Annotated in this window: 27 protein-coding genes and 2 tRNA genes; 11 read left to right on the forward strand and 18 right to left on the reverse strand. The window is 56.8% G+C overall.

What is annotated here, in order from left to right:
* Positions 1–16: 16 nt before the first annotated feature.
* Genes FB472_RS07655 through FB472_RS07660 form a run of 3 tightly spaced genes read right to left on the reverse strand, consistent with a single transcriptional unit; the run spans position 17 to position 1,580 of the window.
* Positions 17–652, reverse strand: coding sequence for an anthranilate synthase component II (locus tag FB472_RS07655; RefSeq protein WP_141990404.1), 636 nt, complete (start codon positions 650–652; stop codon positions 17–19).
* Positions 649–807 carry a hypothetical protein gene (locus tag FB472_RS14005; protein WP_021810694.1) on the reverse strand — a complete coding sequence of 53 codons (159 nt, stop codon included), beginning with the start codon at positions 805–807 and terminating at the stop codon, positions 649–651. The genes FB472_RS07655 and FB472_RS14005 overlap by 4 nt, the downstream gene beginning before the upstream one ends.
* Positions 807–1,580 (reverse strand): class E sortase, encoded by a 774-nt coding sequence (locus tag FB472_RS07660; protein WP_141990405.1) that lies wholly within the window; start codon positions 1,578–1,580, stop codon positions 807–809. The genes FB472_RS14005 and FB472_RS07660 overlap by 1 nt, the downstream gene beginning before the upstream one ends.
* A gap of 81 nt (positions 1,581–1,661) precedes the next feature.
* Between FB472_RS07660 and FB472_RS07665 the strand changes: the two genes are divergently transcribed.
* Positions 1,662–1,892 carry a cell division protein CrgA gene (locus FB472_RS07665; protein ID WP_021810696.1) on the forward strand — a complete coding sequence of 77 codons (231 nt, stop codon included), beginning with the start codon at positions 1,662–1,664 and terminating at the stop codon, positions 1,890–1,892.
* 59 nt (positions 1,893–1,951) lie between these two features.
* Here the strand turns inward: FB472_RS07665 and FB472_RS07670 are convergent, their stop codons facing one another.
* Both FB472_RS07670 and FB472_RS07675 read right to left on the reverse strand, forming a co-directional pair.
* Positions 1,952–2,665, reverse strand: a complete 714-nt coding sequence (locus FB472_RS07670; RefSeq protein ID WP_342775548.1) for a rhomboid family intramembrane serine protease — start codon at positions 2,663–2,665, stop codon at positions 1,952–1,954.
* A 125-nt stretch (positions 2,666–2,790) separates the two neighbouring features.
* Positions 2,791–3,330 (reverse strand): peptidylprolyl isomerase, encoded by a 540-nt coding sequence (locus tag FB472_RS07675; RefSeq protein ID WP_141990407.1) that lies wholly within the window; start codon positions 3,328–3,330, stop codon positions 2,791–2,793.
* Between the two features lie 132 nt (positions 3,331–3,462).
* Between FB472_RS07675 and FB472_RS07680 the strand changes: the two genes are divergently transcribed.
* Entirely contained in the window at positions 3,463–4,008 is a 546-nt protein-coding gene (locus tag FB472_RS07680; protein WP_141990408.1) for a hypothetical protein, read from the forward strand.
* 124 nt (positions 4,009–4,132) lie between these two features.
* On the opposite strand, the gene FB472_RS07685 is transcribed toward FB472_RS07680, so the two are convergent.
* From FB472_RS07685 to dnaA, 9 genes are all read right to left on the reverse strand, one after another.
* Positions 4,133–4,205: transfer RNA gene (locus FB472_RS07685), tRNA-Ala, on the reverse strand.
* Positions 4,206–4,234: 29 nt separating this feature from the next.
* Positions 4,235–4,308, reverse strand: a tRNA-Ile gene (locus tag FB472_RS07690).
* A 48-nt stretch (positions 4,309–4,356) separates the two neighbouring features.
* Positions 4,357–4,764 carry a DUF3566 domain-containing protein gene (locus FB472_RS07695; RefSeq protein WP_141990409.1) on the reverse strand — a complete coding sequence of 136 codons (408 nt, stop codon included), beginning with the start codon at positions 4,762–4,764 and terminating at the stop codon, positions 4,357–4,359.
* Entirely contained in the window at positions 4,757–7,333 is a 2,577-nt protein-coding gene (gene gyrA, locus FB472_RS07700; protein WP_141990410.1) for a DNA gyrase subunit A, read from the reverse strand. Before gyrA ends, FB472_RS07695 begins: the two co-directional genes overlap by 8 nt.
* A 61-nt stretch (positions 7,334–7,394) precedes the next feature.
* Positions 7,395–9,389 (reverse strand): DNA topoisomerase (ATP-hydrolyzing) subunit B, encoded by a 1,995-nt coding sequence (gene gyrB, locus FB472_RS07705; protein WP_141990411.1) that lies wholly within the window; start codon positions 9,387–9,389, stop codon positions 7,395–7,397.
* Positions 9,390–9,554: 165 nt separating this feature from the next.
* Positions 9,555–10,055, reverse strand: coding sequence for a DciA family protein (locus FB472_RS07710; protein WP_141990412.1), 501 nt, complete (start codon positions 10,053–10,055; stop codon positions 9,555–9,557).
* Entirely contained in the window at positions 10,048–11,211 is a 1,164-nt protein-coding gene (gene recF, locus FB472_RS07715) for a DNA replication/repair protein RecF (protein ID WP_141990413.1), read from the reverse strand. The genes FB472_RS07710 and recF overlap by 8 nt, the downstream gene beginning before the upstream one ends.
* 78 nt (positions 11,212–11,289) lie before the next feature.
* Positions 11,290–12,435 carry a DNA polymerase III subunit beta gene (dnaN, locus tag FB472_RS07720; protein ID WP_021810705.1) on the reverse strand — a complete coding sequence of 382 codons (1,146 nt, stop codon included), beginning with the start codon at positions 12,433–12,435 and terminating at the stop codon, positions 11,290–11,292.
* A 320-nt stretch (positions 12,436–12,755) separates the two neighbouring features.
* On the reverse strand, positions 12,756–14,177 hold the full coding sequence (gene dnaA, locus FB472_RS07725) for a chromosomal replication initiator protein DnaA (RefSeq protein ID WP_141990414.1): 1,422 nt from the start codon (positions 14,175–14,177) through the stop codon (positions 12,756–12,758).
* A gap of 286 nt (positions 14,178–14,463) precedes the next feature.
* On the opposite strand from dnaA, the gene rpmH reads away from it, so the two are divergent.
* From rpmH to FB472_RS07765, 8 genes are all read left to right on the forward strand, one after another.
* The gene (rpmH, locus tag FB472_RS07730) at positions 14,464–14,601 is read left to right on the forward strand and encodes a 50S ribosomal protein L34 (RefSeq protein ID WP_010204566.1); all 138 of its coding nucleotides are present in this window, start codon (positions 14,464–14,466) and stop codon (positions 14,599–14,601) included.
* Positions 14,602–14,609: 8 nt separating this feature from the next.
* Positions 14,610–14,951 (forward strand): ribonuclease P protein component, encoded by a 342-nt coding sequence (gene rnpA / locus FB472_RS07735; protein ID WP_281283253.1) that lies wholly within the window; start codon positions 14,610–14,612, stop codon positions 14,949–14,951.
* Between the two features lie 20 nt (positions 14,952–14,971).
* A complete protein-coding gene (gene yidD / locus FB472_RS07740) occupies positions 14,972–15,259 on the forward strand; it encodes a membrane protein insertion efficiency factor YidD (protein ID WP_246078283.1) in 288 nt (95 codons plus the stop codon).
* 7 nt (positions 15,260–15,266) lie between these two features.
* The gene (gene yidC / locus FB472_RS07745) at positions 15,267–16,244 is read left to right on the forward strand and encodes a membrane protein insertase YidC (protein WP_021810707.1); all 978 of its coding nucleotides are present in this window, start codon (positions 15,267–15,269) and stop codon (positions 16,242–16,244) included.
* Complete coding sequence (locus FB472_RS07750; protein WP_141990417.1) at positions 16,241–16,768, forward strand: Jag family protein; 528 nt, start codon at positions 16,241–16,243, stop codon at positions 16,766–16,768. Before yidC ends, FB472_RS07750 begins: the two co-directional genes overlap by 4 nt.
* 14 nt (positions 16,769–16,782) lie before the next feature.
* Positions 16,783–17,418 (forward strand): 16S rRNA (guanine(527)-N(7))-methyltransferase RsmG, encoded by a 636-nt coding sequence (gene rsmG, locus FB472_RS07755; RefSeq protein ID WP_141990418.1) that lies wholly within the window; start codon positions 16,783–16,785, stop codon positions 17,416–17,418.
* Between the two features lie 62 nt (positions 17,419–17,480).
* Positions 17,481–18,398: a ParA family protein gene (locus tag FB472_RS07760; RefSeq protein ID WP_141990419.1), complete on the forward strand. Its 918-nt coding sequence runs from the start codon at positions 17,481–17,483 to the stop codon at positions 18,396–18,398.
* Positions 18,398–19,348: a ParB/RepB/Spo0J family partition protein gene (locus FB472_RS07765; protein ID WP_141990420.1), complete on the forward strand. Its 951-nt coding sequence runs from the start codon at positions 18,398–18,400 to the stop codon at positions 19,346–19,348. Before FB472_RS07760 ends, FB472_RS07765 begins: the two co-directional genes overlap by 1 nt.
* A gap of 143 nt (positions 19,349–19,491) precedes the next feature.
* On the opposite strand, the gene FB472_RS07770 is transcribed toward FB472_RS07765, so the two are convergent.
* Positions 19,492–20,445, reverse strand: a complete 954-nt coding sequence (locus FB472_RS07770) for a D-alanine--D-alanine ligase family protein (RefSeq protein WP_141990421.1) — start codon at positions 20,443–20,445, stop codon at positions 19,492–19,494.
* A gap of 6 nt (positions 20,446–20,451) precedes the next feature.
* The gene (locus FB472_RS07775; protein ID WP_141990422.1) at positions 20,452–21,756 is read right to left on the reverse strand and encodes an aminotransferase-like domain-containing protein; all 1,305 of its coding nucleotides are present in this window, start codon (positions 21,754–21,756) and stop codon (positions 20,452–20,454) included.
* Positions 21,757–22,003: 247 nt separating this feature from the next.
* Between FB472_RS07775 and FB472_RS07780 the strand changes: the two genes are divergently transcribed.
* Complete coding sequence (locus FB472_RS07780) at positions 22,004–22,948, forward strand: oxidoreductase (protein ID WP_141990423.1); 945 nt, start codon at positions 22,004–22,006, stop codon at positions 22,946–22,948.
* A gap of 32 nt (positions 22,949–22,980) precedes the next feature.
* On the opposite strand, the gene trxA is transcribed toward FB472_RS07780, so the two are convergent.
* Both trxA and trxB read right to left on the reverse strand, forming a co-directional pair.
* Positions 22,981–23,307, reverse strand: coding sequence for a thioredoxin (gene trxA / locus FB472_RS07785; RefSeq protein ID WP_021810715.1), 327 nt, complete (start codon positions 23,305–23,307; stop codon positions 22,981–22,983).
* 53 nt (positions 23,308–23,360) lie between these two features.
* Positions 23,361–24,362: a thioredoxin-disulfide reductase gene (gene trxB / locus FB472_RS07790; RefSeq protein ID WP_141990424.1), complete on the reverse strand. Its 1,002-nt coding sequence runs from the start codon at positions 24,360–24,362 to the stop codon at positions 23,361–23,363.
* Between the last annotated feature and the right edge of the window lie 122 nt (positions 24,363–24,484).

Genomic DNA, 24,484 nt, shown 5'->3' on the forward strand with positions numbered 1-24,484 from the left:
ACCGAACCGGCGGTTCTTATTTATGAACCAGGGGCGTCAGCGTTTTTGCCAACGCCGCAGCCCCCGGCATTCCGACCCGCGATAGCCAGTTGCCGAGCATAAGGTAGCCGCCCTCGGTCAGCACCGACTCCGGGTGAAACTGCACCCCGTAGATCGGCTGAGTTGCATGCTGCACACCCATGATCACTCCACCGGGTGTTCGTGCGGTGATAACGAGATCATCGGGCACCGTTCCATCGACGATCGCCAGCGAGTGGTACCGCGTAGCGGTGAACGGTTGCGGCAGGTCGCGAAAGATGAGGCTATCGTCGTGTTCGATCTGAGACGTCTTGCCATGCATCAGCTCGTCAGCGTGGGTGACGGTAGCCCCCAATGCTTCGGCAATTGCTTGGTGGCCGAGGCACACTCCCAAAAGGGGTTGCCCCGAGGCGAGTACGGCGTGCACGATCGGGATGCTCACTCCTGCCGCAGCGGGCGTGCCGGGGCCGGGCGAAAGCAGCACGGCATCGTATTCGGCGATTGCCTGTGCTGCGTCATCCGCGCTGAAGGCATCATTGCGCATCACCTCGGTGCTGGCCCCCAACTCGAGCAGGTACCCGTTGAGGGTGTACACAAAGCTGTCATAGTTGTCGATGACTAGGATGCGCGTCACTGTTGCACCGTGACATCTGACGGGCTTACAAAGGGAAGCACCCAGGGGAAAACCCACGCAAACAGCGCCGCGATAATTGCCGCGACGATCAACAGGAGAATAAGAACCCGCACGACCGCTGGCCCCGGGAGCACACGCCAGAGCGAAGCGTACATTAGCCAACTCTTTCAAGGTTTTGCGCGAGCGCCGCAATCTCAGCGGGAGCGCCTTCAGCGCGTGGGTACCAGGTGTCGTACACAGCGTAGGCGATGATTCGTTCGTCGGTGGTGTGGATGGGATTGCAGCTGGTGAGCGTCATGAGCCGGTCGCTTGCAACGACACCGTCAACCTGCGGTACCGGATTGAGCACGCCCACTCCGGATGCCGCAACATACTCAAGGGACCGAAAAATGTAGCGATACCAGCCGGCTTCAGTCTCAGCGTAAATGCTGTCGCCGAGCTGGAGTTTGTCGATATTGAGGAAGGGGTCACCCCATCCCGTGCGATGGGCGGCAACCGCAAAGTTGCCGACCTCGCCGGGCATCTGCGTGCCGGTGTAGTGACCGACGCCCTGGGTGTTGAGCACTTCTCTCAGGTTAACGCTTTCGGCGATGGGTCGCGCATAGTCCGCACCAAATCGAGGAACAATGAGGGTGCCAAACGGCACAGCTTGGGCGGGGGCCGTGGCTACGATCGGCACCCCGGGGTCGGCTCTTTCATCTGGCGCTGACCTGACGGCTTCACCCTTGTTCCATTCTTCGCTCAACTGAAGAGCTTCGTCGCGCTGCGCTGTGCTGACAACAATGTTGTTTATCCACGTCTGCCACACAAGAAAGAGCAGCACGATCACGCCGGCGGTGATAAAAAGTTCGCCAAGAACACCGAGCCATGAGACGGGTCGGGGCACCGTGACAGGCCGGCGCGCGCGTCGGCTGTCTTCGAGAACCATACTTCCAATTCTACGCGGTGTCAGTGTTCGTTTTCCGCGCCGCCGTTCGACGGCCCGCGCGTTCACGATAGAATCTTGTGCATGGCCCGTAACTCTGCAGAAACTCCGCCCGCGCGCTCCTCTGAACCTGTTCCCAATGCGGTCTGGTTCAAGCCCGTCATGTTCGGTTTCATGCTGATCGGTCTGGCCTGGATTATTGTTTTCTATGTCAGCAACCAGCAGCTTCCGATCGCATCTTTGGGCAGCTGGAACATTCTGGTCGGTTTCGGAATCCTATTTATCGGATTCCTCATGACTACTCGGTGGCGCTAGAAATTACACGCCTGTAGTTATACCCAGTGTTAATAAACCTGTGGATAACTTTCCGTCAGTTATAGAACGAAGATTCGCACGAGTGTGAGGGCGATCAGCCCGGCGACGACGAGCGCAACCAAAGCGACCTCGGGAATCACCGACGTCTTATTGCGCTGACGCAGGAATACGAGCGCAAGAAGCGCACCCGTTACGAGTCCACCAACGTGAGCTTGCCACGAAATGTTGAGCCCAGGAATGAAACCCGCGACGAGGTTGATCACAACAATGATCAGCAAGCCCCTGTTATTGATTCCCATACGACGCTGAATCACGAAGAATGCGGCGACGACTCCGAAGATGGCACCGGATGCTCCGAGTACAACAGACCCCGGTGCAATCAGCAGCACCGCCACCGATCCGCCCAGCGCGCTGATCAGGTACAGCGAAATGAATCTAGCGCGGCCCAAAGGAATCTCCAGCACACGGCCGAAGATGAAGAGCGTGAACATGTTGAAACCAACATGGAAGATCGAACTCGGCGAGTGCAGGAACGCCGAGGTGATCATGCGCCACGGTTCCGAGGCAGTCAGCGGCGGGTAGTAGACAAGAGCCTGGGTCACGCCGCTGCCCGGAATCAATTGCAGCAAGAATATTGCAACCGTCAACGCGATCAGCGTGTACGTGACTACCGGCTTGCCGGTGGATGCGCGGCTTGCCCGCACCAGAATTGGCTTGCGCTTGGGACCGTTGGCGCGAGCTTCTGCGATGCATTCGGGGCAGTGGACGCCCACAGCAGCCTGGGTCTGGCAACTGGGGCATACGGTGCGCCCACATCGCTGGCAGAGTGTAAAACTTTGCCGGTCTGGATGCCGGTAGCAGTAGTTGCCGCTCGCATCCGGAGCTGTGGTCACGAAGGTTAGACCTCGTCGATCGTAACGCTCTCGATTACGACGTCTGTGAGGGGCTTGTCGCCGCCATCAGTGTCGACAGCTTCAATCGCGTCGACAACCTTCTTGGACTCGTCATCGGCTACCGCGCCGAAGATCGTGTGCTTGCCTTGGAGCCAGGGGGTGGCAACCGTGGTGATGAAGAACTGTGAACCATTAGTTCCTTTGCCTCCGCGCGTGCCAGCGTTCGCCATGGCGAGAATGTACGGGTCTGCGAAGGTGAGGTCAGGATGAATTTCGTCGTCAAAGTTGTAGCCGGGCCCACCGATTCCCTTGCCAAGCGGGTCGCCGCCCTGAAGCATAAACTGCTTGATAATCCGGTGGAAGATGACACCATCGTAGAGAGGTGCTGTGGTCTTCTGCCCGGTTGCGGGATGAGTCCATTCGATCTCACCCTTAGCGAGGCCCACGAAGTTAGCGACAGTCTTCGGCGCATGGTTACCGAACAGATTGAGGCGGATTGGTCCAAGGGTTGTTGTGATCGTGGCGACAGCGGTGTGTTGAGACATGAGCTCAATCCTACAAGGCTCACTTGTGCCAGTATTCCGTGTTATTCAGGGTGCTCACAGGCAAAGCAGTGCGCGCTCATAAGCCAGCGTGGCAGTATGGAACAATCGTTCGATCATCTTTGGAGGTTCCCCGTGGCACTTAGTCGCAAACGCCGGAAAGAACTCAAGCGCTTGAAGGGTCAAGCTGAAGGCCTGTGGAGTGACCAGAGGGAGCTGCTTGAGCATGCTTCCGCGGTTGTTCGTGAGGCGAGCCATCAGGCCGCGAACTACGCTCGCGAAGAAGTGAGCCCTAAGATTCACAACACCATCGACTCCCGCGTCAAGCCTGTGGTGTCGTCGTCCATCGCCGGTGCCCGTTCGGCGGCAGAAAACACCAAGAGCAAGCTCAAGGGCGACGTAATGCCTGCCGTGACGTCAGCACTGGGAGCGGCGCTTGCTGCGATTGAGGTGGCAAAGAACCAGCATGTTCGCGAAGCCTTTTCGCGCGTGTCGGATCTCGCCACCTCGGCCGGCCAAAAAGTCGGGATCATCGAGACCAAGCCAAAGCATGCCGGCTTCGGCCGTTACCTCCTGATCGGTATGGCCGTTGTTGCCGCCGCCGGAGTTGCTTACGCGGCATGGCAGACACTCCGTGCCGACGATGACCTGTGGATCGACGACGAAGCGGAGTCGGCATAACTGTCAGTTTTCGGTGGCACAGGCTGCAACTGCAGGCTGCCGAGACGAGCTCCTCGCACACAAAAAACCCCGACCAAATATCTGGTCGGGGTTTTTGTCGTTTTTCGACTTACATAATTTTTTGTGGAGCCTAGGGGAATCGAACCCCTGACCTCCTGCTTGCAAAGCAGGCGCTCTACCAATTGAGCTAAGGCCCCTATCGGGGAATCTCTTGCGAAGATTCCAGTGGGGGTACGTGGACTTGAACCACGGACCTCTTCGTTATCAGCGAAGCGCTCTAACCGCCTGAGCTATACCCCCGTTGGGCAGATACGACAGTATCGCATCTAGCCGGTTTGACGTAATCGACTAGTTGTTGGTGAACCCCACAAGGATTCCGCCGGTCAGTCGCACACTGAAGTTGTAAAGCATACTCGCAATAGCACCCAACGCTGTACCGATCAGAACGTTGAGAACAGCGACGACGACCGAAAAAAGCGCCACCTGTGAGAACGAGAAAGTACTGGCGATACTGAAGTTCTCATCACTGAGAATGTCACGGAAAATTCGGTCAATATCACCGAAGATTCCGGTGGAGTTCAACACGATCCACACCAGCATGGATGCCACCACGAGAACGATTCCGAGGGATGCCGCGACCAAGAACGAGAACTTTACGGCCGACCAGAAGTCGATGTACACCAGCTTGAGGCGAACCTGTTTGACTGAAGTTTGACGCTGCGACTTGCGCTGCAACTTATCCGCGACACTACTCATCTATCGACTCGTCCTTCCCAGCAGGGGCATCTTCACTCAGAACGCTATCGTCCCGAGTTTCATGTTCTTTGTTGTCTAGATTTCGTTCGCTGTTACGTGCAATAGCAATGATCTTGTCTTCGGCGGCGAATCGAGCAAAGACAACTCCCATCGTGTCACGGCCCTTGGCAGGAACCTCGACGACAGAAGAGCGTACCACCTTGCCACTGGCAAGAACCACAAGAACTTCGTCCTCATCCCCCACCATCAGGGCACCCGCCAGATCACCACGGGCACCATCCAACTTCGCAACCTTAATGCCCAGTCCACCGCGACCCTGAACACGATACTGGTCGGCGGAGGTGCGTTTGGCGAAACCACCCTCAGTGACCACAAACACATAGCCGCTGTCAGGGACGACACTGGCGCTGAGCAGACTGTCGTCAGCACGGAAGCTCATACCCATCACTCCGGACGTGGAGCGACCCATCGGCCGAAGCGCCTCATCGGAGGCCGTGAAACGAATCGACATTCCCTTGCGAGAAACGAGAAGCACATCGTCAGTGCTCTCCACAAGCATGGCCGAGATGAGTTCGTCACCGTCGCGCAGGTTCACGGCGATAATTCCACCGCTGCGGTTGGTGTCATATTCGGCCAGAGCAGTCTTCTTGACAAGACCCTTGTGCGTGGCAAGCACCAGGTAGGAGGATGTCTGGTAGTCCCGAATGTCGAGAATCTGTGCGATCTCCTCGCCGGGCTGTAATGCCAAAAAATTGGCGACGTGCTGACCTTTTGCGTCACGGCCCCCCTCTTGCAGCTCGTAGGCTTTTGCCCGGTACACGCGACCCGTGTTCGTGAAGAACAGCAGCCAGTGGTGGGTGGTCGTAACGAACAAGTGGTCGACCACGTCATCCGCACGCAGTTGGGCACCTTTGACGCCTTTGCCTCCGCGGTGTTGGCTGCGGTAGTTGTCGCTGCGGGTGCGCTTGACGTAACCACCGCGGGTGACGGTGACCACCATCTCCTCTTCAGGGATGAGGTCTTCCATGCTCATGTCGCCGTCGAATCCGAGCATGATCTCGGTGCGACGGTCATCCCCATATTTGGCAAGTAGGTCAGTGAGTTCTTCGCTGACGATGTCGCGCTGGCGTTGTTCACTGGCGATGATTGCCTTGAATTCAACAATCTCCCGCTCGATCTGATCATGCTCATCGATGATCTTCTGGCGCTCAAGGGCAGCAAGGCGACGCAACTGCATGTCAAGAATGGCCCGAGCCTGAATTTCGTCAACCTCAAGCAGAGCGATGAGCCCTTCGCGGGCATCCTCGACCGTTGCCGAGCGACGAATAAGGGCGATGACCTCATCGAGGGCGTCAAGCGCTTTCAGATAACCACGCAGAATGTGAGCACGTTCTTCAGCCTTACGAAGACGGAACGCTGTGCGTCGAACAATCACCTCAATCTGGTGCGTTGCCCAGGCGGTGATGAAGCCGTCGATCGACAGCGTGCGCGGGATTCCGTCCACAATCGCGAGCATGTTCGCCCCGAAGTTTTCTTGCAGCTGCGTGTGCTTGTAGAGATTGTTGAGCACAACTTTCGCGACCGCGTCACGCTTGAGCACGATAACCAGTCGCTGGCCCGTGCGGCCCGAAGTCTCATCCCGAATGTCGGCAATACCCGCGAGCTTGCCATCCTTGACCAGGTCGGCAATCTTGAGCGCCAGATTGTCGGGGTTGACCTGATAGGGCAGCTCAGTGACCACGAGGCAGGTTCGGCCCTGTAGTTCTTCAACATTCACTACGGCACGCATCGTGACCGAACCACGACCGGTGCGGTACGCATCCTGAATTCCCTTGATTCCCAAAATTTGTGCGCCGGTAGGAAAGTCTGGGCCCTTAATGCGCTGAATTAGCGCCTCAAGAAGCTCTTCCTGCGTCGCGTCCGGGTGAGCCAAATGCCAAAGAGCACCCTCGCCGACCTCGCGCAAATTGTGGGGTGGGATGTTCGTGGCCATGCCCACCGCAATGCCAACAGAACCATTAACGAGGAGGTTCGGGAATCGGCTCGGCAGAACAGTGGGCTCTTGAGTGCGGCCGTCATAGTTGTCTTGGAAGTCGACAGTATCTTCTTCAATGTCCCGAACCATTTCCATGGCCAACGGCGCCATCTTGGTTTCGGTGTAACGGTGGGCAGCTGCCCCATCGTTACCGGGTGAACCGAAGTTACCTTGACCGAGCGCCAGCGGGTAGCGGAGGCTCCACGGTTGAACTAACCGAACCAGCGCGTCATACACGGATGAGTCACCGTGGGGGTGGAACTGCCCCATAACATCACCGATCACGCGGGTGCACTTAGAGAAGCCCTTGTCTGGGCGGTAACCACCGTCATACATCGCGTAAATCACACGACGATGCACGGGCTTCAAGCCGTCGCGCACCTCAGGCAGGGCACGCCCCACGATGACACTCATCGCGTAATCGAGGTACGACCGCTGCATTTCCAGCTGGAGGTCAACCTGGTTAATCTTGTCGTGACGTAGATCTATTGGTGCATCTTCGAAGGTCTTCTTCGGAGTTTCTTCATCAGCCATTGAGTTTCAGTTCCAGTCTGTGTCAGTCGCGGGGGCGGTCGCCGAATGCTCTCTGCGCGAGCTAGATGTCTAAGAAGCGAACGTCTTTTGCGTTGCGCTGAATGAAGTTTCGACGCGATTCAACGTCTTCGCCCATAAGCGTCGAGAAGACGTCGTCAGCGGCGGCCGCGTCATCCAAAGTGACCTGAAGAAGGGTGCGTGTAGCGGGATCCATCGTGGTCTCCCACAACTCCTTGTAGTCCATTTCACCAAGACCCTTATAGCGCTGGATGCCATTCTCTTTCGGCACGCGCTTGCCAGCGGCTAGCCCCATCTCGGTGAGAGCATCTCGCTCAGCATCGCTATACACATACTCGTGTTGCGCGTTGCTCCACTTGAGGCGGTACAGCGGCGGTTGCGCAAGGTACACGTAACCCAAATCGATGAGGGGGCGCATGTAACGGAACAACAGGGTCAACAGCAGAGTCGTAATGTGCTGGCCGTCGACATCCGCATCGGCCATCAAAACGATCTTGTGGTACCTAGCCTTCTGTGGGTCAAAGTCTTCACCAACTCCGGCACCAAAGGCAGTGATCATGGCTTGGACCTCGGCGTTACCGAGCGCACGGTCTAGGCGAGCCTTTTCTACGTTAAGGATTTTGCCTCGCAGCGGAAGAATCGCCTGGAACTCGGGGTTTCGGCCCTGAACGGCCGAACCGCCTGCGGAATCGCCCTCAACTATGAAGATTTCAGAAAGTGCGGGGTCTTTGCTTGAGCAGTCACGGAGCTTTCCAGGCATACCGCTCGACTCGAGCAAACCCTTGCGACGAGTTTGTTCACGCGCCTTGCGAGCAGCGAGTCGAGCCTGGGATGCCTGAATCGCCTTGCGAATAACATCGCGAGCCTGCGTGGGGTTGCGATCAAACCAGTCGCCCAGTTGCTGGCCGGCAACGCGCTGAACGAAAGCCTTTGCTTCAGTGTTACCCAGCTTGGTCTTGGTCTGGCCTTCAAACTGCGGCTCAGCAAGTTTGATTGAGATAACCGCGGTGAGTCCTTCACGAACATCATCACCCGAGAGGTTCTCGTCTTTCTCCTTGATGATGTTCTTCTCGCGGGCATAACGGTTAACCAGAGTGGTCAGTGCCGCCCGGAAACCCTCTTCGTGGGTTCCCCCCTCATGGGTATTGATCGTGTTCGCGTAGGTGTGAACGCTTTCTGTGTAGCCAGCAGTCCACTGCATCGCGACCTCGAGAGAAATGCGCTTTTCTTTGTCTTCAGACTCAAACGCAATGACGTCAGGATGGATGAGCTCGTTCTTCTTGGTCTTGTTCAAGTACTCCACGTAATCGACAAGTCCACGCTCGTACATGTAGCTTTCGCTAATGTCTTCTTCGCCGCGATCATCGGTGATAGTGATGCGCAGTCCCTTATTGAGGAACGCCATCTGCTGAAAGCGTGCACGAAGCGTTTCATAATCAAACTCGACGGTCTCGAAAGTCTCTTTGCTTGGCCAAAAGGTTTGCTGCGTTCCTGTTTCGTCGGTGCTCTCGCCCTGCGTCAAAGGCCCAACAGGAACACCATCGGCGAAGCTCATCCGCCAAACGTGACCCTGGCGGCGAACCTCCGTGTCGATTTCTGCCGAGAGCGCGTTCACCACCGAAATGCCGACCCCGTGCAAACCACCGGAGACGGCGTAACCGCCGCCGCCAAATTTTCCTCCCGCGTGAAGCATTGTCATGACGACCTCAACGGTCGATTTTTGCTCCTGCTGGTTAAGATCAACCGGAATGCCGCGACCATTGTCGCGCACCCGAATCGAGCCATCCTTGCGAATCCAGATGTCGATGGTGTCGCAGTAGCCAGCGAGAGCCTCATCAACAGAGTTGTCGACTACTTCATAGACCAGGTGATGTAACCCGCGGGGGCCTGTCGAGCCGATGTACATTCCCGGGCGCTTGCGAACCGCTTCCAGCCCTTCAAGAATCTGGATCTGATCGGCACCATAACTGTCAGCAGCAACATGGCCGGTAGAGATTATCGAATTCTCGGGCACGTTATTTTCGGGCGTCGATGTCATCTGAAGTTAGGCTCCTGCCGCTAGTTCACACTCGCCATTCAGAGCTGGTATCTCCAGAAGGAGGTGCCTCCGACGGCTCCAGATATTCTACCAAATTCCCCGCACCGACGACGGTTATATTCCCCTCTGCGGGAGTTTCCTTCGCGGATGACCTAATTTGCCATGCTAACCGTATGTATCGCGTGGGCCCCGGCCTGGAATTGATCTGGGGCCTCTTTTCCAGGAAGGGGCGTTCGGGCCCTCGAAGCGTACCGACTCAACACCTGCCTCGGGGTATTGCTGCGCGATGGTGGTTGTAATGCGTGAACGCATTAATCTCAGCTGTGTCGCCCATGCAGTCGAATCGCACCGGATCGTGAGCACTCCGTCATCGATTCCGACCGGCTCCGAATGATCCGCCGTCTCAACCCCCACAATTTCCGTCCACCCCAGAATCAGCTCAGAGCGAGCAAGTGGCGAGTTCCACCCCATACTGCTGGTGAGAATATCCATCACATCCGCGATTCCCTGAGGATCACGGCCGGGAGAGAAGGGAACGCTGGTTCCTGGCTGCTTGCGGTCGCGCTTGCGCGCCATATACGAGCGCTTGGATGGATCCCCGAAAACTTCTCGGAACCGCAGATAGACAGCAACGTGTTCATCGACAGCAGGGTCACGATCATTCATCGACAATCACCGCACCCGCCCGGATATGGACGACCTTCGCCGTAAGCCGCTCAGGCACATCACCCAACACCGCCGCAGTAATGAGCACCTGTTCGAACCCAGAAATGGAATCCGCAAGTCTCTCACGACGGGATTGATCCAGCTCAGCGAAAACATCATCCAGAATCAACACCGGGTCCCCCGCAGAAGAATCCCGACGGAGCAACTCAGCGGATGCCAGTTTCAGCGAGAGGGCGAACGACCACGATTCACCATGACTTGCATAGCTTCGGGCCGGCAATCCGTTAAGCCCAAAGATGAGGTCGTCGCGGTGCGGTCCAACAAGAGTTATTGCCCGGTCCCGTTCTTGCTTTCTCACCGCTCCGAGGGCTGTAGTGAATGCGCCTGTCGCGTCAGCGACCGAAATTATTTCGCCGACCTCGTTGGTCGCCACAGCACTTTCGGAATCATCTTGCCGTGAGATAACACTCAGCGAATTCGCCAGGGAAGCGTCATGATCGGCGCCGACTATTTTTCCATAGGCGCGCGACACCTCGGGGCTGAGATTGGCAACAAGCGAACTGCGGGCGCTGATTATCTCCGCCCCAAAAGCGATAAGCCGCTCATCCCACACATCAAGAGTGCTGAGCTGCGCATCACGCGCGCCGGAGGCCCGTGCCGACTTCAGCAGCATGTTGCGCTGCTTGACCACTCGCTCATAGTCCGCGATGACTCCACTGAATCGAGGAGACCGCAGCACAAGAAGATCATCGATGAAGCGGCGGCGACCCGAGGGCTCCCCACGAACTAATGCAAGATCTTCGGGAGCAAAGAGAACGCTCGAGAAATATCGAGGCAGCTCTCGAGTGCGGATAGCCGAACGATTGATTTGAGCTCGGTTCGCCCCCGCGCGATTGATCTGCACCTCGACCAAGAACTTTCGCTCATTGTGTTCAACTCGTACCCGGATAATTGCCGCATCGGTGTGCTGGCGAACCATCGCATTGTCCGTCGACACCCGGTGTGAACCTAACGTGCTGAGAAAACCCAACGCCTCTATCAGGTTGGTTTTTCCTTGGCCATTGGATCCAACAATGAGCGTCGGGCCACCCACTAGTTCGAGGGCAAGGGACTCGTAATTACGAAAGTCTTTGAGTTCGACATGGGTAACAAGCATCGCTGTGGGAGCCTAGCTCCTGCGCCCGCCGATTTTTCCCAGACCGATAATTGCTACGCGAGCGGTGTCAACCATGGACTACCTCAATAAAAGGTTGGGCTGCAGCAGATATTTGTAGTTGTCACTCCCGGGCTGATCCTTCGATGACTGGCTGGTAATAAGAACAGGACCGGGCTTGTTTGGATTCTCTGTTTTCGTGAAAGAGATTCGCACAAACTCGGAGTGAACTGAACTCAATCCGTCGATAAGAAATTGTGGTTTCAGTGAAACGACCGTGTCATCGCCGGTCAAGAACGCATCTATTGTTTCGGATGCTTGGGCTTGCTCAGATCCGATCGCTTCGAGAGTGACACCTTCGGAAGTGAAGGTGAACCGGAGTGCTGCTTCCCGCTCAAGTACTAGCGAAACACGGCGAACTGCTTCGATGAGCTCAGCCGTGTTCATCACGGCGAAGTTATCCACAGTATCGGGGAACAGCCGGCGTACCGGGGGAAAGTTTCCTTTGATGAGTAAAGACGTGACGGTCTTGTTGTCTGCCTGGAAAGCGATCAGTTCGCGTTCGTCAGAATTGGTGATCGCGACAGAAATCTCGCCGGCGCTGCCAAAAGTCTTTCCCACCTCTACGAGGGTTTTCGCGGGAACCAGCGCGGTGGCCGATTCGACACCGGATGCGCCAGCATCCCATTCGATGTCTCTCACGGCTACTCGATAGCGGTCTGTTGCTACGAGAGAAATGGTGTTCTCGGAAACCTCAAGTTGAACACCGGTGATGACCGGAGTTACATCATCCCTCGATGCCGCGACCGCAACCTGAGCAATAGCAGCGGAGAAAAGATCAGCCTTAAGGGTTCCCACCCGCTCGGATATTTGAGGAAGTGTTGGGTACTCCTCGACCGGCATGCTCGACAGAGTGAAATGACCGGTGCCACATGCGACCGTAATCTTGTTGTCTTCGGTACTAAAACGAACCGGAGCATGCGGAAGCCGACTGGCAATCTCTGCCAACAATCGGCCTGAAACCAAAACACGCCCTGGCTCATCAACGTCCGCAAGAATATTGGTGCGAGCAGAAACCTCGTAGTCGAAAGATGACAAAGTCAGTCCCTGGTCGCTTGCCTCGATCAACACGCCACTCAAGATCGGCAACGTAGTGCGCTGTGGCAGCAGCTTCACTGCAAAAGAAACCGCTTCGCTGAAGACATCACGATTAACCTGAAACTTCATGAACTACCCCTAACCGGATCAAGCTCTGGTCGTTAATACTGGCACAGCGAATCCACTTGTGAACTACAGGTTATTGGGGATTCAAAATTCATTCTTTAAAGGTCACACTCTTAACCACTGTGGACTGTGTGTATAACCCAGCCGATTTGTGTCGATTGTTGGAAACTACACGGTTGTGAGTTGTTGATGATGCCGCGCAAATTGGTAGCTCAAGTGCGGAAACTCGACGGAGAGCCAAGCGCGATTCCACAGAAAGAATCTGTTGATCAACAATCTTTCCGGCGAGTTGTCGTAGTTATCCCCAACTTATCCCCAAGCGATTAGAGCTGATCTTTGCCGAATCGATGATTCTGCTTGATACGGCTGGTCAGCTCCGTAACCTGGTTGTAGATTGATCGGCGCTCTTTCATGAGTTCCGTGATCTTCTTATTGGCGTACATGACGGTTGTGTGATCGCGGTTACCGAAGAGCTGACCAATTTTTGGCAGAGACAGATTGGTCATCTCGCGACAGAGATACATGGCAATCTGCCGGGCCGTCGCGACGGCTTGCGATCGAGAAGAACCGTAGAGGTCATCCACGGTCAGTTTAAAGTAGCCGGCGGTGTGGTTAATGATGTCGACCGGGGCAATGACGTTGTCTTCGTCGAGTGTGATCAGATCTTTTAGCACAGTTTGAACCAGAGCCATATCGACTTCGGTGCGATTTAGGCTGGCAAACGCGGTGACTCGGATGAGGGTTCCCTCTAATTCACGAATATTCGATGACACCTTCGATGCCATGAACTCCAGGATGTCGTTGCCGACCTTCATCTTCTCGCTCTGGGCCTTCTTTCGCAGAATGGCGATGCGGGTTTCAAGATCAGGCGCCTGAACATCTGTAATCAGTCCCCACTCAAAGCGAGACCGCATCCGGTCTTCAAATCCGGTGAGGTGCTTGGGCGGCAGGTCGCTCGTGATGACTACCTGTTTGTTGTGGTCGTGAAGTGTGTTGAAAGTGTGAAAGAACGCTTCTTGCGTCGAATCCTTACCCTGCAAGAACTGGATGTCATCGATCAGCAGAATGTCGATTTCACGGTAGCGAGATTGAAAGACGGAAGCCCTGTTGTTAGCGATTGAGTTGATGAAGTCATTGGTGAATTCTTCTGAACTCACGTATCGAACCCGGATTCCCGGGTAAAGGCTTTCTGCGTAGTGACCGATGGCATGAAGCAGGTGTGTTTTACCGAGCCCTGAGCCTCCGTAGATAAACAGTGGGTTGTACGCCTTTGCGGGTGCTTCAGCGACGGCGACGGCCGCCGCGTGAGCGAACCGGTTTGAGCCACCGATTACGAAGTTATCGAAGCTGTATTTGGGATTCAGCCGTGAATCGCCGCGACGCGGAGTGGACTTCTCAATCGGCGAGGGCGGTGTTGGTTCGATGTAGGGAGCATCAGTGCGAGACATTTCGCGCGAAATTACGTCCTGCTGAATTTCTGGGTTCACAACCGTGGCGAAGTTGTTTATCCCGAGCTCGGTATCGAGCTCGCTGATTGCATCAATAAGGGGTTGGCGCAGTCGCTGCTCGAGCATGCCCCGAGTGAGTTCATTCGGTACCTCGAGATAGAGGGTCCCTGCCATGACTCCTTTTGGTTCGACCAGGCTGACGAAGCCTTGCAACTGGGGAGTGATGCGCTCATCCCCATTGAGGCGCGTGAGTACCTCGCGCCATAGTTCTTCGGTCGGGTCGGGTTTTTCCGACATCTTTTCCCCATCCCTTAACGCTATTTACACACAGACTTATCCACCGCGGAGGACCGCTACTCTCCCTGATTTTGGGGACTTTTAAGTCGTAATCCACGGACTCTTACCTTAGTTGTCCACAGCATGTCGCTACCAATGAGGACGTAGTCTGTGTGGATAATGCGTGGTCGCAAAAAGTGTGGTTTGACCCCACTCGATTAACGCCGTAGTTTTAATCAGTTGACTTCCGACCTTTGGGTCTACCAATTCTTCCCGGCCGCCAGAGCTGGGCCTTGGAGATATAGCTATGAGCAAGAGAACTTTTCAGCCAAACAACCGCCGCCGCGCAAAGGTCCATGGTTTCCGTTTGCGTATGCGCACCCGCGCTGGCCGTGCCATCTTGGGTGCACGTCGCCGCAAGGGACGCACCGAACTCTCCGCCTAGTTCCGCCGGTGTTGTCTCAGGCGAACCGGGTGACTGATCCGAGAGATTTTCGCTCGGTCATTCGACGCGGCCGTCGGTTTGCGACACCGCACTGCATAGTCCACGCCGTTACTAATGATCGATCTAGCGGTGTTCGTTTTGGGTTCATTGTCTCGAAGGCAGTGGGCAACGCAGTCGTTCGGAACAGGGTGCGCCGTAGGCTTCGAGGTGCAGCAGCCCAAATCTTACCCAACATTCCTGGCCATTCGGACATTGTGGTTAGGGCACTGGCGGGCTCGGGTCAAGCTGAGTGGACTACGCTACGTGCTGAGATCGCAGAAGGGATTGACCGCATCGTGGTAAAGGTATGAACGCCGTAGTCACCTTCGCGATGCTTGTTCCTCGTAACCTGTTGGTCGTGTTGCTTCGCGGCTACCGTGCCGTTATTTCCCCGCTCTATGGCGACGTGTGCCGTTACTATCCTTCGTGCTCTCACTACACCCTTCAAGCTATTCAACAGCACGGTGTTGTTCGGGGGTTCTGGTTGGGAACCCGACGTATTCTGCGCTGTCACCCGTGGGCAGAGGGTGGTATTGATGACATCCCAGCTCGTCGGAATGATAGATATCAGATCACTAGGTTTGGCTTTGTAATAAGCGCAAGCCACGAAAGGGGCTAACCGCTTCATGGATCTCTTTGCTTTCTTTGGCACGTTACTGTGGCCGATCAAATGGGTGATCGAGGCAATCCTCGTTGCTTTCCACGAGATTCTTACCTTCGTTGGTATGAATGGGGATGCGGGCCTCACCTGGGTGTTGTCGATCGTCGGGCTTGTGCTGGTGGTTCGTGCGGCACTCATCCCGGTTTTCGTTCGACAGATTAAGAGCCAGCGGCGCATGATGGAGGTGGCTCCTCAGCTCAAGAAAATCCAAGACAAGTACAAGGGCAAGAAAGATCAATTCTCACGTGAGGCGATGTCTCGCGAGACCATGGCGATGTACAAGAATGCCGGTACGAACCCCTTCAGTTCGTGTCTGCCGCTTCTGCTCCAGATGCCGATCTTCTTCGGCCTTTTCTCTGTGCTCCGAAACGCACAGCTGGAGGGTAATGCCCCTGGAGTCGGCTTTCTCAATGCCGAGTTATCTCAGTCCTTCGGTACGTCGTCGCTCTTCGATATTGCTCCATTGCACCTGGCGATCAGTACTGCTGAAGGTAATGTTGCAGTAATCATCACTGCGGCCATCATGGTGATTCTGATGACCGGGTCGCAGTTCATTACTCAGCTGCAGATCATGTCGAAGAATCAGTCGGCTGAGATGAAGGCCAGCCCCATGTATCGCCAACAGCGCATCATGCTCTACCTTCTCCCCCTCGTATTCGCTTTCTCGGGATTCACCTTCCCGCTCGGCGTGATGTTTTACTGGCTCGTTTCGAACTTTTGGACAATGGGGCAGCAGTTTTTGGTCATCCGCAACATGCCGACGCCAGGCAGTGAAGCCGCGCTCGCTCGTGAAGCCCGACTGGCGAAGCGCAACCAGCGCAAGGGGATCGTTGAGGAGACCCCGGAGTCGGGAACGCTCATCGTCGAGGAGCCTAAGAACCCACAGCGGGAGCAACCCGTGAGTAAGAACCGTGCCAAGAAGAAGCAGGGAAAAAAGAAATGACGAACGTTTCTGACACAGAGACCAGAGCGCCTGACCTCGGCGTCGAAGTCCGCGCTGATCGCACTTCAGTTCAGCTAGAGGAAGAAGGCGATATTGCGGCAGACTATATCGAGGAGCTCCTCGATATCGCAGACCTCGATGGGGACCTTGAGATCGACGCTCGTGCAGGTCGGGCGTATGTGTCTGTGACATCAAGTGAGGAAACGAACCTCCGTCTGCTCTCGCGTCCCGAGACTGTTACAGCTCTTCAAGAATTGACTCGCATTGCAGTTCAGAATCGCACGGGAGTGTTCTCCCGCCTCATCCTCGACATTGGAGGGTCTCGAGAGGCGCGCGCAGGCGAGCTTTCGAAACTTGTTGACACTGCAGTGGAGCGGATCGAAGCCGGTGCAGAGTCCGCAGCACTCCCACCCATGTCGTCGTATGAGCGCAAGCTGGTTCATGACATTGTTGCCGAGCGATGTTTCGTCTCTCAATCTAGCGGTGAGGGCAGGGAGCGCCACACCGTTATCACTCGAGCATAGTTTCACGTGAAACATTGACTGAAGGTGCGGCGCTCGAGACTGAGCCCGAGGTTGCGGAAGCACTTTTCGGGTCTCGAATTGACTTGGCACGTCAGTACACCACGAGCCTGGCTCGGCGAGGGGAAGAACTGGGGCTAATTGGCCCCCTTGAGGTGCCTCGCTTGTGGACTCGCCACATAGTTAACTGTGCACTGGTCGCGCCTCTTCTGCGGCCGGGAGTGGTCGGGGATATTGGCAGCGGGGCAGGCCTGCCCGGTTTAGTGCTGGCGATCGCGCGGCCCGACGTTGACTTCGTTCTCATCGAGCCAATGGAGCGCCGCGCCGAATGGCTTCGAGCGGAGTCGAATCGACTGGGGCTTGAGAACGTCACGGTCGATCGATCTCGGTCACAAGATGCTCCCTACGCGGAAGGTCTAACCCAACTGACCGCGCGCGCTGTGACGGCGCTTTCGAAATTGATTCCGGCGACCGATCACTTACTCGCTCCTGGCGGCGAGATGGTGTTTATGAAGGGCGCGAGGATTGACGAAGAGATCGAGGCTGCGTCTAAAGCAATACGTAAAGCTCGACTACGAAATGTTGAGTCCATCGTTCTTGGCGAAGGAATCACCCCAGAGATCACGAGAGTCTTTCGGGCTAGAGTGGACTGATTCGGTCGCGGTGCGCGACCGCTCCCCTCCCTCTTGCCGAAGCACCAAATAGAAAGTTTCACGTGAAACATCCCGAAAGCGAAGTCAACGAACAAAGCACGCCGTTCGATGAGACCACGCCACTTGCACGGGAGATTGCGGAGCTGACACGTCGGCGTCAAGCTGTGGCAAAGGCAGCACTGCCCCTCCCTTCTGCACCCCGTGTCTTTACGGTGGCGAATCAAAAAGGTGGGGTGGGAAAGACGACGTCGACGGTGAACCTTGCAGCTGCCCTGGCACGCACCGGGGCGCGTGTTCTCGTCATCGATCTGGATCCTCAGGGTAATGCCTCAACCGCCCTTGGTGTTGAACACCGTTCTGAAACCGCCAGCGTTTATGACGTCATAATCAACGACGTGCCCATGGCCGACGTCGTGCAAAAAAGCCCCGAGTTTGCTGCCCTGTATTGCGTACCAGCAACGATTCACCTTGCCGGCGCAGAGATTGAGCTTGTGTCGCTCGTGGCCCGTGAGCAGCGACTTCGCTCGGCGCTCGATCAGTTTCTTCAGGATTCGGCAGAGGCGTACCACTACGTTTTCATTGACTGCCCGCCGTCGCTCGGCCTTCTTACGATAAACGCATTCGTCGCCGCGCAGGAGGTGCTCATCCCGATTCAGTGCGAGTATTACGCGTTGGAGGGCCTGAGCCAATTGCTCAACAACATCAAGCTCATCGAGCGGCACCTCAATCCGAAGCTCCGCGTATCAACCATCCTGATGACGATGTACGACTCGCGCACTAATCTGGCCAATCAGGTCGTGGATGATGTGCGCGATCACTTCCCGCAGCAGGTGCTCACCACCCTAATCCCCCGTTCGGTGCGAATTTCTGAAGCACCGAGCTATGGGCAGAGCGTTATTAGCTACGACCAAAACTCTCCCGGCTCCCTTTCCTACTTGGAAGCGGCTTCAGAGATTGCACATCGAGGAGCACCCCAATAATGGCAGCACCCAAACGCACGGGTCTTGGTCGGGGAATCGGCGCGCTTATCCCGGCATCCGATGATAGTGAACAACGCCCAGTCGATGTCTTCTTCCCGAGCCGAGAGTCCCCCGTCGATAAGCTTCGCGCTGTACCCGGAGCGCGGCTAGCAAACCTCTCCCCCGGTGATATTGCCCCCAACGCCCGTCAGCCTCGAACTGAGTTTCGCGAAGAGGAGCTGTCCGAGCTCATAGTTTCCATCCGTGAGATTGGTGTGCTTCAGCCGATTGTGGTTCGGCCACTAGTGGGTGCCACGGAGGGCGAGCCGCAGTACGAACTGGTGATGGGTGAACGTCGGCTCCGCGCGAGCATGCACTTGGGTTTGGCAACGATCCCGGCTGTCATCAAGAGCACAGCTGACGAAGACATGCTGCGCGATGCGCTTCTCGAAAACTTGCACCGCGCAAACCTTAATCCTCTTGAGGAAGCATCGGCGTATCAACAGCTTCTGGCGGACTTTGGGATTACCCAGGAGCAGCTGGCCGAGCGTATTGGTCGTTCAAGGCCACAAATCACCAACACGATGCGCCTGTTGCGGCTTCCTGAGAGTGTTCAGCGGCGAGTGGCTGCTGGTGTTCTCACCGCGGGACACGCCCGTGCGCTGCTCTCCCTGCCGGATGCTGAAGGGATGGAGCGTCTTGCCGACAAAATCGTCAATGAGGAGCTCTCCGTTCGTGCCGCGGAGGCGGCAGCGGGCTCACTCTCCACGAAACCTGCTCGCCCCAAGCCTTCGCGCGGAAAAAAACAGGGCCCGCTCGATGAGATTGCCGAGCGCCTCGCTGACCGGCTCAATACGCGGGTCAAGGTAACCCTGGGTGCAAGCAAGGGTCAGGTGGTCATCGATTTCGCGACGGTTGGTGACCTCAACCGGATTCTCGAAGAGCTCGGTGACACTGGTTTTAACCGCTAGCGACGTGGCTGCTCGCCGACAGCAGTCCACTATGTGGCCGGCGCGTTAGCTGAACCAGGCACGCTGGCTGAGGTGGACGCCCAGCCTGTAGCACTTGTCAGCGGCGAAGTTTCACGTGAAACATTGCCGGCGTTGAAGCCGAGCTACATGCTCTGGATAGCTGCATCCGCGAGTGCCGCGTAGACGCGGCCCAAATCATGGCCAGCAGCGACGAGGGCTAGCGGAAAAATGGACGTTTCCGTAAGCCCGGGAAGAACGTTGGCTTCAAGAAACCACGGTGTACCTGCCCCATCCACGATCAGGTCAACGCGCGAGAGGTGACGAAGTCCCAGCGCAGAATGTGCCGCAAGGGCGGCGTTTGCTGCTCGCTCCGCATCTTCGGTGGAAACGCGGGCTGGAGTGTAAAAGTCGGTCTGACCGGCGTTATAGCGAGCCTCAAAGGTGTAGGCGCCAGCAACAGGGACGATTTCTACCGCAGGGAGGGCCACCGGTCCTGCCCCGCTGTCGAGCACACCGATTGCTATCTCAACACCGGTAATGCGTTGCTCGACTAGGGCGACCTCGCAGTAGTTGTAGGCATTGACCATCGCGCCCGGCAGGTCATGGCGGTCGGAAACAATGGACACGCCCTGAGCCGAGCCGCCCTGAGCGGGCTTCACGACGAGATCACCGGCGAGTTCATCGGCTAACTCATCAAGAATGCTGTGAGCACCCAGTTCACGAAAAGATTCACGCGAGAGGGCGATCGAGAGCGGCGTGCGAACTCCCGCACGGGCAACAAGAGATTTTGCGGTGGGCTTATCCCAAGCAAGCCGGGCAGCATCGGCCCGCGATCCGACGTACGGGATGCCGATCAGGTCGAGCAGTCCGCGCAGAGCTCCATCCTCCCCACTTGCCCCGTGGAGCGCGGGCCAGACCACATCTGGCTTGGTGTCGCGAAGGTACGGAAGCAGGGTGGCATCCGGATCACGGAGCTCAACGTCTTTGCCCTGGGCGAGCAGTCCGTCGGCCACGCGACGTCCTGAACGAAGAGATACATCGCGTTCATGGGAGATGCCCCCGGCGAGTACCAGTACGCGAGTGGGTGAAGCGTTCATGGTGTCCTAGCTAAGGTTGGCTGGAGGGTTAATCATCGACCGCGCGGGGGGCGCAATGGTGAGCGGTGCGGTCTGCGAGAACGTGTTGAGCAGTTCGCGCTCACCATTCACGACAGTGGAGAGTCGGCGTACGCCCTCCCGAATAAACTCGGGGGTCGGGTAACAGAACGACAAGCGCATGTTGCTGCGTCCATTCCCGTCGGCATAGAAGGCGGTGCCAGGGGTGTAAGCCACGAGCTCCTTCACCGCACGGGGCAACATCGACTTCGAATCGAGGTTGTTAGGAAGGGTCACCCATACGTAGAAGCCGCCGTTTGGTACCGTCCAATCAAGGTCGGGAAGATAGTCATCGAGAGCCGTAAGCATCGCATCACGACGCTCACGGTATACGTCTCGGAAGGTGCCTATCTGGCCCTTCCAATCGGCGACACTCATGTATTCGCTGATGACGCTTTGGGTGAATGAGCTGGGTGAGAGCACGGCAGCCTCATTGGCCAAAATGAGTTTCTCTCTGACCGCATGCGGGGCGAGCACCCAACCGACCCGGAAACCCGGTGCAAGAGTCTTGGAGAAGGTGCCAAGGTAGATCACACCCTCCTCTTCGACAGAGCGCATCGCGTGCGGTGGAGGGCCATCGAAGTACAACAGGCCATACGGGTTGTCTTCGAGAACCAAAATGCCATTCTCCCGAGCAATTTCCAACACGTCAATCCGGCGTTGCCAGCTGAGAGTCACTCCCGCAGGATTACTGAAAGTGGGAACGGTATAGAGAAGCTTGATCGTCTTGCCTGCCGCGCGAACCGCCGCAATATGGGCGCGAAGAGAATCTGGAACGAGACCAAACTCATCCATTTCGACGTGCGCGATCTCCGCCTGAAACGACCTAAAGACAACCAACGCGGTCACGTAGCTGGGCCCCTCGGCAAGCACAACATCGCCGGGATTAATAAACAGCTTGGTGACAAGCTCGAGAGCATGCTGCGACCCGGTGGTGACAACGACGTCATCAACGCTAGCCTGGATGCCCTCCAGCGCCATCACCTCAAGAATCTGTTCCCGAAGCGCAGGCAGGCCCTGCCCGGAACCGTACTGCAGTGCGGCCGGCCCACGATCGCGCATGACACGGTTGATCGAATCGGTGATGAGGTCTTGAGGCAGGGCCGAAACATACGGCATGCCACCCGCGAGCGAGACAACCTCGGGGCGAGAGGCAACGGCAAATAACGCCCGCACTTCGGAGGCAGCAAGACCGGAGGCTCTGTCGGCATAGTGATCGAACCACTGGTCGAGGTTATTCGGCTGTGTTGTCATCGGCTATCCCGTTCGCTCGGCACTTAAACAATAGGCGTTTGACGCTCGGGAGCAGAAACTGAGCGATAATTGTGCTGAGAACCAAGCAAACGCCATTCAGCGCCCACGCCGAACTACCATCACCTGCTCTGCGGAGGCACGGATGCTGCACTGGGTAGGTCCGCAACCATCCCGACGCGCACCATCCCGGCCTACCCCGCCACCCCAGCACCTACGCAAGCACCCAACCGACGGATTAAGGAAGACAGTGAACGCTCGAACCAAATGGACCGCTTCTGACATCGGAGACCTCACGGGGAAAGTTGCGATTGTCACCGGGGCCAACTCGGGCCTCGGCTACGAAACGAGTCGGGCGATGCTAGCCGCGGGTGCACACGTCGTAATGACGATGCGCACGGCCGAAAAAGCGACAGCCGCCGCGACAGCACTATTGGAAGAGCTTGGCGAGGTGTCACTGGAAACCATGCTGCTGGATCTTGCCGATCTTGAGTCGATCCGCCGCTTCAGCGACAATTTTCATGCGAATCACTCGCAGCTTGACCTGCTGATCAACAACGCCGGAATCATGATGACGGATGCGCACCTCACCGTCGACGGCTTTGAAGCACAGCTCGGCACCAACCACCTCGGCCATTTTGCGCTCACCGGCCGTCTGCTCGACCTGATCACTGCGACACCGGGCGCCCGTGTAGTGAGTCTGTCTAGCGTTGCGCACCGCTGGGAGCCCATGGAGTTTGGCAACCTGATGTTCCAGAATGGGTCGTACACGCCTCGGGCGGCCTACGGTCGCTCAAAGCTGGCCAACCTACTGTTCGCCTATGAGCTGCAGCGCCGCTTTGAAGCAGCCGGAGCGGATGCGATTTCGGTTGCAGCGCATCCGGGAACGGCGGGCACCGGACTTGCCGACCATCTGTTCGACCGCTGGTATCTTCGACCGCTGAAGAAGCTCGTTTTTTTGGGTATTCAAACCCCGCGGCAGGGTGCCCGAACCTCATTGCGCGCTGCGACCGACCCAACCGTAACCGGCGGCGAATACTTTGGGCCGTCGGGCCGTAAGGAACACCGGGGGGCACCCGTGCCAGTCGAATCGAGCCCCGCGTCGCACTCAGAAACTGATGCGGGAAAGTTGTGGATCGAATCCGAGCGGCTCACCAGCGTTAACTACGAAAGCCTCCGAACACCCACCAAGTAGTGGATGCCGGAGGCTGTCGGCTGAGGTGAGCTTTACGCCAAGAACTCCGCAAGATCGGCTTCAAGCGCCGGCTTCGGCTTTGCGCCGATAACGGTCTTCACGACCTCGCCACCACGGAACACCTTCATCGCGGGAATCGAGGTGATCTGGTATTTCATTGCCATCTGTGGGTTGTCGTCGACATTGAGCTTGACGATCTTGATCTTGTCGGCGTTCTCGCTGGCGATTTGGTCAAGAATGGGGGAGACGGCGCGACACGGGCCGCACCATTCGGCCCAAAAATCTACCATGATGGTGTCTTTGGAGTTGATGACGAGTTCATCAAAGTTTGCGTCGGTTACTTCTGTTGCTGAAGACATTGTGTGTTCCTTTGTTTGGTGGGGGTGAGTCTCAAACTGCAGCGCCACCGCGGTTAAGCGGCTTCTTTGTTTGATGCTTCTTCGTCTGATTCTTGGAGTGACATGGGTTGGATTGCGTCGGCGACAAGCTCGCGTGGCAATGACGCAAGGTAGTGTTCAGCGTCGAGCGCTGCCACTGTGCCGGAACCGGCGGCGGTGACCGCTTGACGATATGTGGGGTCGATGACATCGCCAGCGGCAAACACGCCGGTGATGTTGGTGCGTGAGGAACGACCATCCACGATTACGGTCCCGTCGGTATTGATGTCTAGCTGACCGTGCACCAGGTGCGTGCGGGGGTCGGCGCCGATGGCGATAAACAACCCGCTGACGTCGAGGTGCGTAGTGCTGCCGTCGACCGTGTCAGTGAGATCGATACCGTCGACTAGCTCAGCACCAGTGATGCCGGTTACTGCCTTGTTCCACAGGAATTCGATCTTGGGATCGCTGAATGCCCGTTCTTGCATGGCCTTCGACGCACGCAGCTCATCTTTGCGATGAATAACGTAAACCTTGTCGGCAAATTTTGTGAGGAACGTTGCCTCTTCCATGGCCGAATCGCCGCCGCCGACGACGGCAATCGTCTTCTTGCGGAAGAAGAATCCGTCGCAGGTTGCGCACCAAGAAACCCCGTAGCCGCTCAGTCGTTCCTCGTCGGGAAGGCCGAGCTTGCGGTAGGCAGAACCCGTAGCGAAGACGACCGCCAGTGCCTCGTGAACATCGCCGTTGCCAAGAGTTACCCTCTTGATCTGGCCCTCAAGCTGAAGATCAGTTACATCGTCAAGAACGATCTCGGCACCGAAACGCTCAGCCTGCTTCTGCATCTCAATCATGAGCGCAGGACCCTGAATGCCCTCGGCAAACCCCGGGTAGTTCTCCACTTCGGTGGTTTTCATCAGTTCGCCGCCAGCCTCGACCGAACTGGCGATTACGAGGGGCGCAAGATTAGCGCGTGCCGCATAAATCGCCGCAGTGTAACCGGCGGGGCCGGATCCGATGATGATGGCTTGACGCACTTTTGGTGTCTCCTTGCGATCGTTACTACCCGGTTCAACACATCCTAGCGATGGAGTATTCCGAGCTGCTGGGGCGTGCGGGGCTAACTACATACCGTTCGGAGCCGGGTCGGATTTGTTTC

The sequence above is a fragment of the Rhodoglobus vestalii genome, assembly GCF_006788895.1.
In the GTDB taxonomy this organism is placed as follows: Bacteria; Actinomycetota; Actinomycetes; order Actinomycetales; family Microbacteriaceae; genus Rhodoglobus; species Rhodoglobus vestalii.